At 66.7% G+C, this 15869-nt stretch carries 15 protein-coding genes; 13 read left to right on the top strand and 2 right to left on the bottom strand.

Going from position 1 to position 15869, the window contains the following annotated elements:
• The first annotated feature begins 13 nt into the window (after nucleotides 1-13).
• The 6 genes from GH664_RS17615 to GH664_RS17640 all read left to right on the top strand — a co-directional run bounded on the left by GH664_RS17615 (nucleotide 14) and on the right by GH664_RS17640 (nucleotide 6635).
• Nucleotides 14-649: an alpha/beta hydrolase gene (locus GH664_RS17615; protein WP_153169372.1), complete on the top strand. Its 636-nt coding sequence runs from the start codon at nucleotides 14-16 to the stop codon at nucleotides 647-649.
• A gap of 60 nt (nucleotides 650-709) precedes the next feature.
• Complete coding sequence (mfd, locus tag GH664_RS17620) at nucleotides 710-4147, top strand: transcription-repair coupling factor (protein ID WP_153169373.1); 3438 nt, start codon at nucleotides 710-712, stop codon at nucleotides 4145-4147.
• A 10-nt stretch (nucleotides 4148-4157) separates the two neighbouring features.
• Complete coding sequence (gene corA, locus GH664_RS17625) at nucleotides 4158-5123, top strand: magnesium/cobalt transporter CorA (RefSeq protein WP_153169374.1); 966 nt, start codon at nucleotides 4158-4160, stop codon at nucleotides 5121-5123.
• A 176-nt stretch (nucleotides 5124-5299) separates the two neighbouring features.
• Nucleotides 5300-5569 carry a hypothetical protein gene (locus GH664_RS17630; protein ID WP_153169375.1) on the top strand — a complete coding sequence of 90 codons (270 nt, stop codon included), beginning with the start codon at nucleotides 5300-5302 and terminating at the stop codon, nucleotides 5567-5569.
• Nucleotides 5570-5799: 230 nt separating this feature from the next.
• Entirely contained in the window at nucleotides 5800-6327 is a 528-nt protein-coding gene (locus tag GH664_RS17635) for a cytochrome c oxidase subunit 3 family protein (protein WP_153169393.1), read from the top strand.
• Nucleotides 6328-6341: 14 nt separating this feature from the next.
• Nucleotides 6342-6635: a cytochrome C oxidase subunit IV family protein gene (locus GH664_RS17640; RefSeq protein ID WP_153169376.1), complete on the top strand. Its 294-nt coding sequence runs from the start codon at nucleotides 6342-6344 to the stop codon at nucleotides 6633-6635.
• Between the two features lie 13 nt (nucleotides 6636-6648).
• Here the strand turns inward: GH664_RS17640 and GH664_RS17645 are convergent, their stop codons facing one another.
• Both GH664_RS17645 and queG read right to left on the bottom strand, forming a co-directional pair.
• Nucleotides 6649-6849 (bottom strand): SlyX family protein, encoded by a 201-nt coding sequence (locus GH664_RS17645; RefSeq protein ID WP_153169377.1) that lies wholly within the window; start codon nucleotides 6847-6849, stop codon nucleotides 6649-6651.
• A 28-nt stretch (nucleotides 6850-6877) separates the two neighbouring features.
• Entirely contained in the window at nucleotides 6878-7969 is a 1092-nt protein-coding gene (queG, locus tag GH664_RS17650; RefSeq protein WP_153169378.1) for a tRNA epoxyqueuosine(34) reductase QueG, read from the bottom strand.
• Between queG and tsaE the strand changes: the two genes are divergently transcribed.
• The 7 genes from tsaE (at nucleotide 7952) to ispH (ending at nucleotide 15585) form a co-directional block, all read left to right on the top strand.
• Nucleotides 7952-8482: a tRNA (adenosine(37)-N6)-threonylcarbamoyltransferase complex ATPase subunit type 1 TsaE gene (gene tsaE, locus GH664_RS17655; protein WP_153169379.1), complete on the top strand. Its 531-nt coding sequence runs from the start codon at nucleotides 7952-7954 to the stop codon at nucleotides 8480-8482. The two genes, queG and tsaE, sit on opposite strands and share 18 nt — an antisense overlap.
• Complete coding sequence (locus GH664_RS17660; protein ID WP_153169380.1) at nucleotides 8422-9771, top strand: N-acetylmuramoyl-L-alanine amidase; 1350 nt, start codon at nucleotides 8422-8424, stop codon at nucleotides 9769-9771. The genes tsaE and GH664_RS17660 overlap by 61 nt, the downstream gene beginning before the upstream one ends.
• Before the next feature lie 81 nt (nucleotides 9772-9852).
• Entirely contained in the window at nucleotides 9853-10821 is a 969-nt protein-coding gene (locus GH664_RS17665) for a bifunctional riboflavin kinase/FAD synthetase (protein ID WP_153169381.1), read from the top strand.
• Nucleotides 10822-10835: 14 nt separating this feature from the next.
• Nucleotides 10836-13640, top strand: coding sequence for an isoleucine--tRNA ligase (gene ileS / locus GH664_RS17670; RefSeq protein ID WP_153169382.1), 2805 nt, complete (start codon nucleotides 10836-10838; stop codon nucleotides 13638-13640).
• The gene (lspA, locus tag GH664_RS17675; protein ID WP_153169383.1) at nucleotides 13633-14187 is read left to right on the top strand and encodes a signal peptidase II; all 555 of its coding nucleotides are present in this window, start codon (nucleotides 13633-13635) and stop codon (nucleotides 14185-14187) included. The genes ileS and lspA overlap by 8 nt, the downstream gene beginning before the upstream one ends.
• The gene (locus GH664_RS17680; RefSeq protein ID WP_153169384.1) at nucleotides 14184-14612 is read left to right on the top strand and encodes a peptidylprolyl isomerase; all 429 of its coding nucleotides are present in this window, start codon (nucleotides 14184-14186) and stop codon (nucleotides 14610-14612) included. Before lspA ends, GH664_RS17680 begins: the two co-directional genes overlap by 4 nt.
• Before the next feature lie 28 nt (nucleotides 14613-14640).
• Entirely contained in the window at nucleotides 14641-15585 is a 945-nt protein-coding gene (ispH, locus tag GH664_RS17685) for a 4-hydroxy-3-methylbut-2-enyl diphosphate reductase (RefSeq protein WP_153169385.1), read from the top strand.
• The last annotated feature ends 284 nt before the right edge of the window (nucleotides 15586-15869 follow it).

The following is a 15869-nucleotide window of genomic DNA, read 5'->3' on the forward strand; positions in this document are numbered from 1 at the left end:
TGGATAGGGCATCGTGAAGCTGCGCAATACCTTGATCAGCATCCCCACGGCAGGCGTGTGGCTGGATGGCGTGCTGGCGCACGCGCCGGACGTACGCGGCCTGGCGCTGCTGCCGGCCGGCGACACCTATCACGCGCCGCGCATCGACGGCTCGCGCCTGGCGACGGCACTGCAGGAAGCCGGCTTCGCGACAATGACGCTCAACCTGCTCACGCGCCACGAATCGGCGCGAGATCCCGACGCCGGTTTCAATGTGTCGCGGCTTGCGCAACGCCTGCTGGCTGCGCTGGAATGGGTGGGGCATCAACCTCCGCTCGCCAGCCTGCCGATCGGTCTGGTCGCCGGCGGCACGGCCTGCGCCGCCCTGGTGCGCGCCGGCGTCGCCCTGCCTGAGCGCATCGCGGCGCTGGTATGCATCGGCGGCCGTGCCGACCTCGCTGGCGCGGCACCGCTGCGCACGCTCTCGGTGCCGACACGCTTCATCGTCAATCGAGCCGATCCGCAAGCTGCCATCGCCGAACGCGCCTTCGCGCTGATCCCGAAGACGAGCGGAAACTGGCTCGATGTGACGGGAGACGACCTGCGCCAGACGGCAAGCGCGACGGTCCAATGGCTCACCGCCCGCGTTCCGGTCCCCGACGGCGCCTGATCCCCCTTCGCCTATAATTCGGGCTCGCACTGTCCTGTGCGCTCCGTCCTGAAGCCGCTCATGCCCTCCCCCCTCGATTCACTGCTGCCGTCCCTCGCCCTCCTCACGCTGCCCAAGCCCGGCGCCCGCTTCGATCTTCCACCGCTGGCAGGATCGGCCGATGCGCTGGCGATCGCGCAACTGGCCAGCCGCGGGCGCATGCTGTTGGTGGTTACCGCCAATCCGCTCGACGCGCAAAGGCTGCAGGAGGAGATCAACTGGGCGGCGCCCGGCCTGCGGCTGCACCTGCTGCCCGACTGGGAAACCCTGCCCTACGACAGCTTCTCTCCGCACCAGGACCTGATCTCCGAACGGCTATCTACGCTGTATGCGATCAGCCGCAGCGAGGCCGACGTGGTGCTGGTGCCTGCCTCCACCGCGCTGTACCGCATGGCGCCGCCGTCCTACCTGGCCGCCTACACTTTCTTCCTGCAGCAGGGAAAGCGGCTCGACCTCGCGCAGTTCCGCGCGCAGATGGCGGTCGCCGGCTACACGCACGTCACTCAGGTGGTGAGCCCGGGCGAATTCTCGGTGCGCGGCGGGCTGGTCGACCTGTTCCCGATGGGCTCTTCGCTGCCCTATCGCATCGACCTCTTCGACGACGAGATCGAAAGCATCAAGACTTTCGACCCCGACACCCAGCGCACGGTGTATCCGGTTCCCGAGATCCGCCTGTTGCCGGCGCGCGAGTTTCCGCTCGACGACAAGGGCCGTACACGCTTTCGCAGCCGCTTCCGCGAGACCTTCGAGGGCGACCCGACGCGCGCGGCGATCTACAAGGACGTGTCCAACGGCATCGCGCCGGCCGGCATCGAGTACTACCTGCCGCTGTTCTTCGACGACACGGCGACGCTGCTCGACTACCTTCCGGCCGACACGCCGGTGCTGCTGCACCGCGACGTGCCGGCAGCGATTTCCGAGTTCTGGCGCGACACGCGTTCGCGCCACGACCTGCTGAAGGGCGACCGCACGCGCCCCGTGCTGCCGCCCGAGCAGCTTTTCCTCACCGACGAAGCCTTCTTCATCGCGCTGAAGGACCGCCCGCGCCTGACGCTCAACGCCGGCAGCGGCGACGCGCTCGCCACCCCGCTGCCCGAGCTGGCGGTGGAGCGCAAGGCGACCGATCCGCTGCACAGGCTGAAGGCCTTCCGCGATGGCTTCGACGGCCGCGTGCTGCTGCTGGCCGACTCGCCCGGCCGACGCGAGACGATGGCCGAATACCTTGCGGAATACGGCCTCAAGCCCACCGCGAGCGCGGACTTCGCCGCCTTCGTCGATTCGGGTGAGCGTTTCGCGCTCGGCGTGGCGCCGCTCGCCAGCGGCTTCGTGCTGCCCAGGGCCCGGCTCGCCGTCATCACCGAAACCGAGCTCTATGCCGCCACCGCCCGCAGCCGCGCGCGCCGCGACAGCCGCAAGGCCGCCACCATGGAAGGCTGGCTGCGCGACCTGTCGGAACTCAAGATCGGCGACCCGGTGGTGCATGTCTCGCACGGCATCGGCCGCTACCTCGGCCTGCTGCACATGAACCTGGGCGAAGGCGACACCGAATTCCTGCACTTGGAATACAACGGCGGCGACAAGCTCTACGTGCCGGTATCGCAACTGCACGTGATCACCCGTTACGCCGGAGCCGATCCGGAAGCGGTCGAGCTGCACCGCCTCGGCTCCGGACAGTGGGAAAAGGCCAAGAAGAAAGCGGCGATGCAGGTGCGCGACACCGCGGCCGAGCTGCTGGCGCTCTACGCGCAGCGCGCCGCCCGCCCCGGCCACCGCTTCGACTTCCGCCAGCACGACCTGGAAGCCTTTGTTGAAGGCTTCGGCTTCGAGACCACGCCCGACCAGCAGGCGGCAATCGATGCGGTCGTCTCCGACATGAAGTCCGGCCGGCCGATGGACCGCCTGGTGTGCGGCGACGTCGGCTTCGGCAAGACCGAGGTCGCGCTGCGGGCCGCCTTCATCGCGGTGCAGGACGGCAAGCAGGTGGTGGTGCTATGCCCGACCACCCTGCTCGCAGAGCAGCACTACCAGACCTTCGCCGACCGTTTCGCCGAATGGCCGATCCGCATCGCCGAACTGTCGCGCTTCAAGTCCGCCAAGGAGCAGGCCGAGGCGCTGCAGCAGCTCTCCGAAGGCAAGGTCGACATCATCATCGGTACCCACCGCCTGCTGCAGAAGGACGTGGTGTTCAAGCGCCTTGGCCTCGTCGTCATCGACGAGGAACACCGTTTCGGTGTGCGCCAGAAGGAGGCGCTGAAAGCACTGCGTTCCGAGGTCGACATCCTGACGCTCACGGCAACGCCGATCCCGCGCACGCTGGGCCTGGCGATGGAGGGCCTGCGGGAGTTCTCGGTGATCGCCACCGCGCCGCAGAAGCGCCTGGCGATCAAGACTTTCGTGCAGGCGTCCAGCCGCGGCGTGATCCGCGAGGCGGTGCTGCGCGAGTTCAAGCGCGGCGGCCAGGTGTACTTCCTGCACAACGAGGTCGACACCATCGACAACATGAAGGACGACCTCGAGGAGTTGCTGCCGGAGGCGCGCATCGTCGTCGGCCACGGCCAGTTGCCGGAGCGCGAGCTCGAGCGCGTGATGCGCGACTTCACCCAGCAGCGCGCCAATCTGCTGCTGTGCACCACCATCATCGAGACCGGCATCAACATCCCCACCGCCAACACCATCATCATCAACCGCGCCGACCGCTTCGGCCTGGCACAACTACACCAGTTGCGCGGCCGCGTCGGCCGCTCGCATCACCAGGCCTACGCCTACCTGCTCACCCAGCCCGGCGCCAAGCCCACCGCGCAGGCGCAGAAGAGGCTGGAAGCAATCGCGATGATGGAAGAGCTGGGTTCGGGCTTTTACCTGGCGATGCACGACCTGGAGATTCGCGGCGCCGGCGAGGTGCTCGGCGAGAACCAGTCCGGCGAGATCCAGCAGGTGGGCTTCAGCCTCTACACCGAGATGCTCAAGCGCGCGGTGAAGGACCTGCAGGCAGGCAAGGAGCCCGACCTGACGCAGCCGCTGGAGGTGGTGTCGGAAATCAACCTGCACACGCCGGCGCTGCTGCCCACCGACTATTGCCCCGATGTGCAGGAGCGCCTGACGCTTTACAAACGCCTGGCCAACTGCGAGGCCGACGACGACCTGCGCGCGCTGCGCGAGGAGCTGATCGACCGCTTCGGCGAGCTGCCGCCTCAAACCACCGCGCTGATCGAGACACACCGCCTGCGCATGCTGGTGAAGGACTATGGGGTGCACAAGCTGGATGCCTCCGACGCACAGATCACCGTGCAGTTCGCCAAGGACGCGCCGATCGATCCGGTGAAGGTCATCATGCTGATCCAGAAGGACCGCAGCACGAAGATGAGCGGTCCGGAGAAGCTGGTGCGCCGCGCCAGCCTGCCCGACCTGCAGCAGCGCGTGAAGGCAGTGAAGGATCTGCTCGACGCGGTGAAGGCCTGAAGGAGTCCCCATGCTGATCAATTGCGTCGCCTACCAGCACGGGCGCAAGCTCGCCGACATCACGGTCGACGACATCAGCGAGTGCCTCATCAAGCCTGACTGCTTCGTCTGGGTCGCGCTGAAGGACGCCACGCCGGAGGAACTCGCCGTGATGAAGGCGGAGTTCGGGCTGCACGAGCTGGCCGTGGAGGATGCCAACCACGGCCACCAGCGGCCCAAGGTCGAGGAGTACGACGACGAGCTTTTCGTCGTGATGCATCTGATCGAGGAGCGCGAGGGCAGGCTCGAGACCGGTGAGGTTCACGTTTTTGCCGGCCCCAACTACATCCTGTCGGTGCGCAACGGCAGCCAGCACGGTTTCCTCGGCGTGCGTGCGCGCTGCGAGCGTGAGCCGAAGATGCTGGCACAGGGCTCGGGCTACGTCCTCTATGCGCTGATGGATGCGGTGGTCGATCGCTACTTCCCCATCATCGACAGGCTGGAGACCGAACTCGAAGCGCTCGAAGAGCGCATCTTCACCAAAGGCGCCGCGCGCTCCAACATCCGCCGGCTGTACCGCCTCAAGCTCAAGGTGACCCTGCTCAAGCATGCGGTGACGCCGCTGATGGATGCGACCGCCAAGATGCACAGCGGGCGCGTGCCCGAGGTCTGCCTGCGCAGCCGGAACTATTTCCGCGATGTCTACGACCACCTGACGCGCATCAACACCTCGCTGGACGGCATCCGCGACACCATCGCCACCGCCATCCAGGTGAACCTGTCGATGGTGACCATCGACCAGACCGAAGTCAGCAAGCGGCTGGCCGCCTGGGCGGGGATCTTCGCCGTCGCCACCGCCTGCGCCGGCATCTGGGGCATGAATTTCTCCCACATGCCGGAACTGCAGTGGGAGTATGGCTACCCGATGGCGTTGGGCGTGATCGGCGGCCTCAGCGGCCTGTTGTACTGGCAATTCAGGAAGGCGCGCTGGCTGTAGTGCATTTACCTCCCTTCGTGTGCCTTCTGCTCCCCTTTGACGCTGCCATTGGTGCCGCCCGTGACGCATTGCACGAGCGCGCCGATGTCGCCGCCCGCCAGGCCTCAACACTGCCTCGCAGCAACCGTTACGCCTGATGCAGGGCCTGGATTTCCGGCCGGAGCGTCGAGGGCATCATGAAAACCAATGCACTTGTTGTCGTTGAAGGCGGACGGTCGAACAGCCCGGGCCCACACTGGTACGGCTGTGTCGAGCAATCGGTGGATGGCGCGATCCGCGCGGGGTTCAGAGTCGGTCGCCGGGTGCGCCTCGGCTGTGTTCCAGGGGCGGTTGTCGGCTACAACATCGGCCGCTTCGGCCGATTCAGCGGCGCCAGCTACCCGCTGCTGGTCAAGACCGAATTCGGTATCACGAAATGCAGCCTGCGCGAGGTCGCAGCAGTCTGATCTCCTCCCGCCGGGGCGCGCCCCGGGATCGTCGGCACCGGGCGGTGAACGCGGCAGGCCCATGGAGCAGTCGTGCGAATTCACGTCCTTGAATTCGCCTGGATCAAGGCATGCGCTGGTCGAAGCGCGCATCATGGCGTCGATTTCCCGCTCACGTGTGCAGCATGACCACCGCCGCCAGCCTGCTCCATCCAACGCCTTCCGCCGGCCGCATCCCCGGCAACAAGGCGATGTGGGTGGGCATCTTTTGCGAAGTGACCGAATTCGCGCTGATGTTCGCGGTGTATTTCGTCGCCCGCGCGCATCACCCGGAGGTCTTCGCTGCCGGGCCGGCACGGCTGTCGCTGCTCGCCGGCACCGGCTACACGCTGATGCTGCTCACCAGCGGCTGGTGCGTGGCTCACGCGGTGCATGCGATGCGCGCCTCGCGGCAGCAGGCCTGCCTGCGCTGGCTGACCGGAGCACTCCTGTTCGGTCTCGGCTATCCGCTGATCAAGCTCATCGAGGTGCGCTGGAATCTCGCCCATGGCCTGGACGGCAGCGCGGGCATCTTCGTCGTCACCTACTACTACCTGACCTTCAACCACCTGATCCACGTGTTCTGGGGCCTGCTCGGCCTGGGCTGGGTCATGCTGCGCACCGGCACCGGCTCCTATTCGGCCGACGACCACATCGGCCTGGAGGCTTTCGCCTGCTACTGGCACACCACGGACATCATCTGGCTGATGATCTTTCCGCTCTTCTACCTGTTGCCCTGATGCGGAGGCCGGCAATGAGCGAAACGCGCAAACTGGATCTCGCCTGGCTGGCGCTGGTGCTGCTCAGCGTCGTCGGCGCCGGCCTAGGCGGCACGGCGGACGACCGCTTCCGCGTCAGCGTGCTCGTCGCGCTGGTGATGGCGGTCAAGCTGCGCCTGGTGTGCGACAACTTCCTGGAATTGCGCACCGCGACGCCCCGCATCCGCCGGCTGATGTATGCCTTCACCCACGGCATGCCGTTGCTGGTGATCCTGAGCTCCGCCTTCGGCGGCACGCTGGCGCGACTGACGGGCGCGCTCGTCCTCTGAGCACTCGCCCGCCTCACCAGTGCGGCGGGATCTCGTCCTCGGGCCGGTTGGCGCCGCCCGGCTGCATCGTCTTCAATTGCTGCGCGAGCTGGCGCAGGTGTTCGCGCAACAAGTCGATCTCCTGCTGCTGACGCCACACCGTGCGGTTGAGCTCGTCGAGCTGGTCCTCGGCGGACATCATCTTGGTTTCGAGTGTTTCGAGGCGGTCTTCCATCACGGTATCCGTTTGCTGGCGCGGGATTCTAGCCTGCCGCCGCGCCGGCATGACGCGCGAGCGCCCACGCCACGTGCTCTCGCACCAGGGCTGAATCGTCCTCGGCGCGGGCCCGCAACGCGTCGACCACCTCGGCTGACGTTGGCGCGTTGCCCAGCGCCACCGCGATGTTGCGCAGCCAGCGTTCGTGGCCGATGCGATGGATCGGGTTGCCGGCGGTGCGCTCGGCGAAATCCGCCGCGGTCCACGCGAAGAGATCGACCAGCCGCGCGGCATCGAGGCCATGCCGCGGTGCGAAATCCGGCTCCTGCGTCACGCGGGCAAACCGGTTCCACGGGCACACGAGCTGGCAGTCGTCGCAGCCGTAGATGCGGTTGCCGAGCAGCGGCCGGAGGTCTTCGGGAATGGCGCCCTTGAGCTCGATCGTCAGGTAGGAGATGCAGCGCCGAGCGTCGACACGATAAGGCGCCACGATCGCGCGCGTGGGGCAGGCGTCGAGGCAGGCGCTGCAGGTACCGCAATGGGGCGCCACCGGATCATCAACCGGCAGCGGCAGGTCGGTGAGGATTTCGCCGAGGAAGAACCAGGAGCCCAAGCCGCGCTCGAGCAGCAGCGTGTGCTTGCCGCGCCAGCCCAGCCCGTTGCGGCTGGCAAGCTCCACCTCCAGGATCGGCGCCGAATCGGTGAACACCCGGTAGCCGTGTGGCGCCGCTTCCGCAATGCGCTCGGCGAGCTTCTGCAGGCGGTTGCGCAGCACCTTGTGGTAGTCGCGACCCAGCGCATAGCGCGAAACGTAGGCGCGCGTGCCGTCGGCGAGCACCTGCTGCGCCGGCGCCGCCTGCGGCCAGTAATCCATGCGCGCGCTGATCACGCGCAGCGTGCCCGGCAACAGCTCGGCCGGTCGCGCGCGCTTCATGCCGTGCCGCAACATATAATCCATCTCGCCGTGGCAACCGGCTTCCAGCCAGGCCTGCAGGCCATCTTCCGCATCACCGAGATCGACATCGGCCACGCCGACAGCGGAGAAGCCGAACTCTGCCGCCCACTGCCGGATGCGCTGGACCAGCTCTGCGGCGCCGGCCGCCTTCAACGAGAGGTTTTCATGATCGAGTTCATTCACCCCGCCGATGATAGCGAGGCGCGACTGCGCGCGCACTTGCCGGCTGAAGCCGACACCGTCGGCCTGGGCGCCGCCCTGGCTCACGCCCTGCAACCGGGCCTGAAGGTCTGGCTGCAGGGCAACCTCGGCAGCGGCAAGACGACGCTCACCCGTGGCGTGCTTCGGGCGCTTGGACATGAGGGCAAGGTGAAAAGCCCCACTTACACCTTGATTGAACCTTATTCCGTTTCTAGATTAAACTTATATCACTTTGATTTTTATCGCTTCAACTCGCCGGACGAATACCTCGACGCGGGGCTCGACGAATACTTCGCCGGAGGTGGCGTGTGCCTGGTGGAATGGCCGCAGAAAGCCCTCCCCCATCTCCCGCCTCCCGACCTCGAGATCTTCCTGCAGCCCGAGGCTGACGGACGGCGTGCCGACATCATCGGACATACGGATGCGGGGCAAACATGCTTGAACGAACTGGCGAAAGCACTACGGGGCGCGAACCCGACGCCCGTTCCGGACTGAACCGCAGGGAGCTGCTCAAGTTCGCGGGCGCGACGCTCGCGCTGCTGGTCAGCCCGGTTGGACGCGCGGCGTCGACTTCGCTGGTCGCGGTGCGGATCTGGCCGGCCGACGAATACACGCGGGTGACGCTGGAAGGCACTTCCGAGCTGAAGTTCAGCCACATGCTGGTGCAGAACCCGGAGCGCCTGGTGGTGGACCTCGAGGGGGTGCAGCTCGACAACGTGCTGCAGTCGCTGCCGTCCAAGGTGATCGACAGCGATCCGCACATCAAGGTGATCCGCGCCGGGCAGAACCGCCCGGGCGTGGTGCGCGTGGTCATCGAGCTGAAGGACCAGGTCAACCCGCAAGTCTTCACCCTGGCACCGGTCGGCAGCTACGGCCACCGACTGGTGCTGGACCTGCATCCAACGAATCCCAGCGACCCGCTGCTGGCCTTGATCCGCAAGGATTCGCCAATGGACGCGGCGATGGGCGATACCGGCAACGCGCCCATCACCCAGACCTCGATCAATCCGCAGCCGCCGGCCGTCGAACCGCCCCGCGCCGCGCGACGCAACGAGCCGCAGGTCAATCGCCTGTTCACCGTGGTGCTCGACCCCGGCCACGGTGGCGAAGACCCGGGCGCGGTCGGCGCCGCGGGCAGCCTGGAGAAGGACGTCACCCTGTCCATCGCGCGCCGGCTCAAGCGCCAGATCGAGTCCCATCCCAACATGCGGGCGGTGCTGACGCGCGACGGCGACTATTTCGTGCCGCTGGGCCAGCGCGTGACGCGCGCGCGACGCGTGCAGGCCGACCTGTTCGTATCCATTCACGCCGACGCCTTCGTGCGCCCGGATGCCCGTGGCAGCTCGGTGTTCGTGCTGTCGGAGCGCGGCGCCTCGAGTTCGGCCGCGCGCTGGCTGGCGCAGAAGGAAAACGATGCCGATCTCATCGGCGGCGTGAACCTCGCGCGACAGGACGGCCACATCGCCCGCACCCTGCTCGACCTGTCGCAGACGGCGACGATCAACGACAGCCTGAAGCTGGGTCGCGCGGTGCTGGACGAGATCGGCGACATCAACAAGCTGCACAAGGGCGACGTGGAGCAGGCGGGCTTCGCCGTACTGAAGGCGCCGGACATTCCGTCGGTGCTGGTGGAGACCGCCTTCATCAGCAACCCCGAGGAAGAGCGCCGGCTCAACGACGACGGCTACCAGGACAAGATGGCAAACGCCATCACGCGCGGCATCAAGCGCTATTTCGACGCCAACCCGCCGATCAACCGGACCCGCGTCGCGCAACTGGGCTGAGCGCCGGATCTCGGTCGAACCTGCCCTTTTTCCGACACAATCCGCCTTTGCCGCTATAATTGCGACTTTTTTCAGGCGGTTATGCAGGTCGTACGCGGGATTCCGGCGCAGGCGGATGAAGCCGCGGTGCTGACCATCGGCAATTTCGATGGCGTGCATCGTGGCCACCAGGCACTGCTCAAGCTGCTCACCGAAAAGGCGCGCGCGATGGGCCTGCCGGCGGTCGTGCTCACCTTCGAACCGCATCCGCGCGAATACTTCTCGCCTGTCGACGCGCCCGCCCGCCTTGCGTCGCTGCGCGAGAAACTGCTGCTGCTCGAAGCGAGCGGCGTGGATCGCGTGCATGTGTGCCGTTTCAACGCCGCCTTTGCCGCCCAGCCGGCGCAAGGCTTCATCGACGACATCCTGGTCCGCGGCCTCGCCGTTCGCCACCTCTTCATCGGTGACGATTTCTGCTTCGGCGCCCGCCGCCAGGGCAATTTCGCCATGCTGCAGTCGGCCGGCCACGCACATGGCTTCGGCGTCGAATCGATGACCACGCTGAGCGTCGAAGGTGAGCGCGTTTCAAGCTCGGCCGTGCGCGACGCCCTGGCCGAGGGCGACCTCGACCACGCGGCGCGCCTGCTCGGCCGCGCCTACAGCATCGCCGGCCGCGTGGTCCACGGCGACAAGCTCGGCCGCCAGCTCGGTTTTCCCACCGCCAACGTGCAGCTCAAGCACCGCCGCCCCGCGCTGTCCGGCGTGTTCGCCGTCAGCGTGGAAGGACTGGGCGAACGACGCGTCGGTGGCGTGGCCAACATTGGCGTGCGCCCCACCGCCACCGCCATCCCCCGGCCGCGGCTCGAGGTGCACCTGTTCGACTGGCAGCAGGAGTGCTACGGCGCCCACCTGCGCGTGCATTTCCTGCACAAGCTGCGCAACGAGCAGAAGTTCGACTCGCTCGACGCCCTCAAGGCCCAGATCCACCGCGACGCCGACGCTGCCCGCGCCTGGCTCGCCCAGCATCCTCAATCGACCCTGCCCCAGTGCCCCGATGGCCGCGAAGGCTGAAGGTACATCCCGACATGGCTGACTACCGCAAGACGCTCAATCTCCCCGACACGCCCTTTCCGATGCGCGGCGACCTGCCCAAGCGCGAGCCGAACTGGATCGCCGACTGGCAGCAGAAGAAGCTCTACCAGCGCATCCGCAATGCCAGCGCCGGCCGACCGAAGTTCGTGCTGCACGACGGTCCGCCGTATGCCAATGGCAGCCTTCACATCGGCCATGCGCTGAACAAGATCCTCAAGGACATCATCGTGCGCTCGAAGACGCTGGCCGGCTTCGACGCGCCCTACGTGCCGGGCTGGGACTGCCATGGCCTGCCGATCGAGCACAAGGTGGAAGTGACCCACGGCAAGAACCTGCCCGCCGACAAGGTGCGCGAGCTGTGCCGCGCCTACGCCGCGGAGCAGATCGATATCCAGAAGGCCGACTTCATCCGCCTCGGCGTGCTGGGCGAGTGGGACAACCCCTACCGCACGATGGAATTCGCCAACGAGGCCAACGAGATCCGCGCGCTGGCCGAGATGACCCGGAACGGCTATGTATTCAAGGGCCTTAAGCCGGTGAACTGGTGCTTCGACTGCGGCTCGGCGCTGGCCGAGGCCGAGGTCGAGTACGCCGACAAGCCCTCGCCGACCATCGACGTCGCCTTCCCGCTCACCGACGCGCACGCCGACCGGCTGGCCGCCGCCTTCGGCAAGACGGAGCTGACCAAGCCCGTCGCCGCGGTGATCTGGACCACCACGCCGTGGACGATCCCTGCCAACCAGGCGTTGAACGCGCATCCCGACATCGAATACGCGCTGGTCGACGTGGGTGATCGGCTGCTGGTGCTGGCGAAGGATCTGGTTGCCAGTGCGCTCGAACGCTACCAGCGCGAAGGCACCGTGGTGGCCACGGCAGCGGGCACCGCGCTCGATCGCATCGAGTTCCGCCACCCGTTCTACGATCGCGTGTCGCCGATCTATCTGGCCGAATACGTGGGCGTGGATGCCGGTACCGGCATCGTGCATTCGTCACCGGCGCATGGCGTGGACGACTTCAACGCGTGGCGCGCCTACGGTCGCAGCAACGAGGAGATCCTGTCGCTGGTGATGGGCAGCGGCGAGTACGTGCCGGACCTGCCCTTCTTCGGCGGCATGAACATCTGGAAGGCCAACCCGGCCATCGTCGCCAAGCTGGCCGAAGTCGGCGCGCTGCTGTCGCACGGCAAGATCACCCACAGCTACATGCACTGCTGGCGCCACAAGACGCCGCTGGTGTATCGCGCCACCGCGCAGTGGTTCGTCGGCATGGACCGGGCCGCCGCCGATGGCTCGACCTTGCGCGAGCGTGCGTTGCGCGCGGTGGAAGCGACCAAGTTCTATCCCGGCTGGGGCCAGGCCCGCCTGCACGCCATGATCGCCAACCGCCCGGACTGGTGCATCTCGCGCCAGCGCAACTGGGGCGTACCGATTCCCTTCTTCCTGAACAAGGAAACGGGCGAGCTGCATCCGCGCACCGTCGAGCTGATGGAAGAAATCGCCAAGCGCGTCGAGCAGGAAGGCATCGAGGCGTGGTTCAAGCTCGACGCCGCCGAGCTGCTCGGCGCCGAGGCGGCGCAGTACGACAAGATCGCCGACACGCTCGACGTCTGGTTCGACTCCGGCACCACGCACTGGCATGTGCTGCGCGGCTCCCACAACGACGGCCATCCGGAAGGGCCGCGCGCCGACATGTACCTGGAAGGCTCCGACCAGCACCGCGGCTGGTTCCATTCCTCGCTGCTCACCGGGTGCGCGATCGACGGCCATGCGCCCTACCGCAGCCTGCTGACCCACGGCTTCGCGGTGGACGGCCAGGGCCGCAAGATGAGCAAGTCGCTCGGCAACGTCGTCGTGCCGCAGGAAGTCACCGGCAAGCTGGGCGCCGAGGTCCTGCGCCTGTGGGTGGCGTCCACCGACTATTCGGGCGAGCTGTCGATCTCGAAGGAGATCCTCGACCGTGTGGTCGAGGTGTACCGCCGCATCCGCAACACCCTGCGCTTCCTGCTCGCCAACACCGCCGACTTCGACATCGACAAGGACGCGGTGCCGCTGGAGCAGTGGCTGGACATCGACCGCTACGCGCTCGCCTTTACCCGCAAGCTGGCGCAGCAGGCCGAGGCCGACTACGCCAAGATGGAATTCCACCGGATCGTGCAGGCGCTGCAGGTGTTCTGTGCGGAAGACCTCGGCGCCTTCTACCTCGACATCCTGAAGGACCGCCTGTACACGACCGCCGCTGGCAGCCTGCCACGGCGCGCCGCGCAGACGGTGCTGTGGCACATCACCCAGACCCTGCTCAAGCTGATGGCGCCGATCCTGTCCTTCACCGCCGAGGAAGCCTGGGCGGTGCTGCATCCGGGCAAGGACGACAGCATCATGCTGCACACTTTCCACGCGCTGCCGGCGCAGGAAGGCGAGCCCGGCCTGATCGCGCGCTGGGAGACGATCCGTGGCGTGCGTGCTGAAGGCCTCAAGGTGATCGAGGCGCTGCGCACCGAAGGCAAGGTCGGCTCGTCGCTGCAGGCTGAACTCGCGCTGCAGCTCACCTCGGACAAGTTCACCGCGCTGGCGAGCCTGGGCGAAGACCTGCGCTTCGTGACCATGACTTCGGCCGCCAGCCTGGCGGAAGTCGCCGCGGCCGAAGACGAGCGCATCGTCGCCAGCCCGAGCGCGGCACAGAAATGCGAGCGCTGCTGGCATTACGTCGACAGCGTGAGCAGCCATGCCGAGCATGCGACGCTGTGCGGACGCTGCGTGAGCAACCTGTTCGGTGAAGGCGAGACGCGCACGCATGCCTGAGTCGAATCCGTCCCAACATCGCGCCAGCGGCGGTTCGAAATCGGCCGTGGCCGCGATGGCGCCCTGGCTGGGGCTTGCCGCACTGGTCGGCGTGCTCGACCAGCTCACCAAACAGTGGGTGCTCGGCAGCCTGCATTTTGGCGAGGTCATCCCCGTCACCCCATTCTTCGATCTGGTGCTGGTGTTCAATCGCGGCGCGGCGTTCAGCTTCCTGGCGGATCATTCCGGCTGGCAGCGCTGGTTCTTCACCGGCCTCGCCGTCGTCATCAGCGGCTGGCTGCTGGCGCTGATGCACCGCCATCGCGACGAGCGCCTGCTGCCGGCCGCCTTTGCGCTGATCATCGGCGGCGCGCTCGGCAACGTGGTCGACCGCCTGATGCACGGCGCGGTTGTCGACTTCCTGTATTTTCACGCCGGCCGGCACGGCTGGCCGGCCTTCAACCTTGCCGACGCCGCGATCACCCTGGGCGTGGGCATGATGCTGTGGGCTCAGTTCCGCGGCAACGGCGAAGCCAGGGCTGAACCGACAACGGAGAACATGAGATGAGCCACACCGTCGAACCGAACAGCCTCGTCACGCTGAACTACCGCATCACGCTGCCCAACGGCCAGCCGCTGATCAGCACTTTCGAATCGACGCCCGCCACGCTGCAGCTTGGCGCAGGCGAGATGCTGCCGGGCATGGAAAAGCTGCTGGTCGGACTTGCCGTCGGCAGCTATCACGTCTTCGAACTGGAGCCGGAAAACGCTTTCGGCCCGCACCGTAGCGAACTCGTCGAGCGCGTCCAGCGCCGGCACATGCCGGACGAGGACATCGAGCCGATGAGCGTGATGGAGTTCACCGCGCCCGACGGCTCGCGCTACTCCGGCCTGGTGCGCGAGATCGACGCGGAATCGGCCCTGATCGACTTCAACCATCCGCTCGCCGGCAAGTCCATCCGCTTCGAGGTGGAAGTGATCGGCGTCGTCTGACGCTGCGCGAAGCCAACAGAGAGCTGCAATGAACGACAAGCAAAACGAAATCCTGCTCGCCAATCCGCGCGGCTTCTGCGCCGGCGTCGAGCGCGCGATCGAGATCGTCGAACGCGCGCTGCAGCGCTTTGGCGCGCCGATCTACGTGCGCCATGAAGTGGTACACAACAAGTTCGTCGTCGACGACCTGCGCAACAAGGGCGCCGTATTCGTCGAGGAACTCGACGAAGTGCCGGCCGGAAACACGGTGATCTTCTCCGCCCACGGCGTGTCGCTGGCGGTGCGCGAGGAGGCCGAGCGCCGCGGCCTGCGCGTCTTCGACGCAACCTGCCCGCTGGTGACGAAGGTGCATATCGAGGTTTCGCGGATGCGCGAGCAGGGCCGCGAGATCGTGATGATCGGCCACAAGGGCCATCCCGAAGTCGAAGGCACGATGGGCCAGGTCGCCAGCGGCATCCATCTGGTCGAGACGCCGGCCGACGTGGCGACCTTGCAGGTGGCAGACCCGGACAAGCTCGCCTACGTGACGCAGACCACGCTGTCGGTCGACGATGCTGCAGCGATCGTCGATGCGCTGCGCGCGCGCTTTCCGAACATCGTCGGCCCGAAGAAGGACGACATCTGCTACGCGACGCAGAACCGCCAAGACGCGGTGAAGTTCATGACGCCGCACGCGGACGTGGTGTTCGTGGTCGGCTCCAAGAACAGTTCCAACTCCAACCGCCTGCGCGAAGTCGCCGAACTGCGCGGCGTGCCGGCCTATCTGGTCGACAACGCGGCCGGCATCGATGCGGCCTGGATTGAAGGCAAGCGCCGCATCGGCGTCACGGCGGGCGCTTCGGCGCCGGAAGTGCTGGTGGCGGAGGTGATCGCGCGCCTGCAGGAACTCAGCGGCGCTTCGGTACGCAACCTCGATGGCGTGCCCGAGAAGGTGACCTTCCCGCTGCCGAAGGAACTGCAGGATCTGGGCTGATCGCAGAGCTTGTGCCGGGCGAGCTGGTCGGTTTCCAACGATAAGAATGAAAAACCCTCGCAGTTCAGGCGAGGGTTTTTCGTTTCGTGCGCCCGGCAGGGCGCACCCACTTGGAGGTGAAAGTCCTCTACTCGCCCGGCAAGGGGAAGAGTTAGCTGAACGGCAAGGGTGTCGCGGGTAACTGCGAATCTGGAGGAAGCCGAAGGCAAAGCGCTGGCCTGACGAACAGGAAGCGGATATGAGGCGGCACAGCGGGGTAAGGCGGCGAATATCGTCAAAGCCCG

Source organism: Thauera sp. 2A1 (assembly GCF_009469595.2).
Lineage (GTDB): Bacteria > Pseudomonadota > Gammaproteobacteria > Burkholderiales > Rhodocyclaceae > Thauera.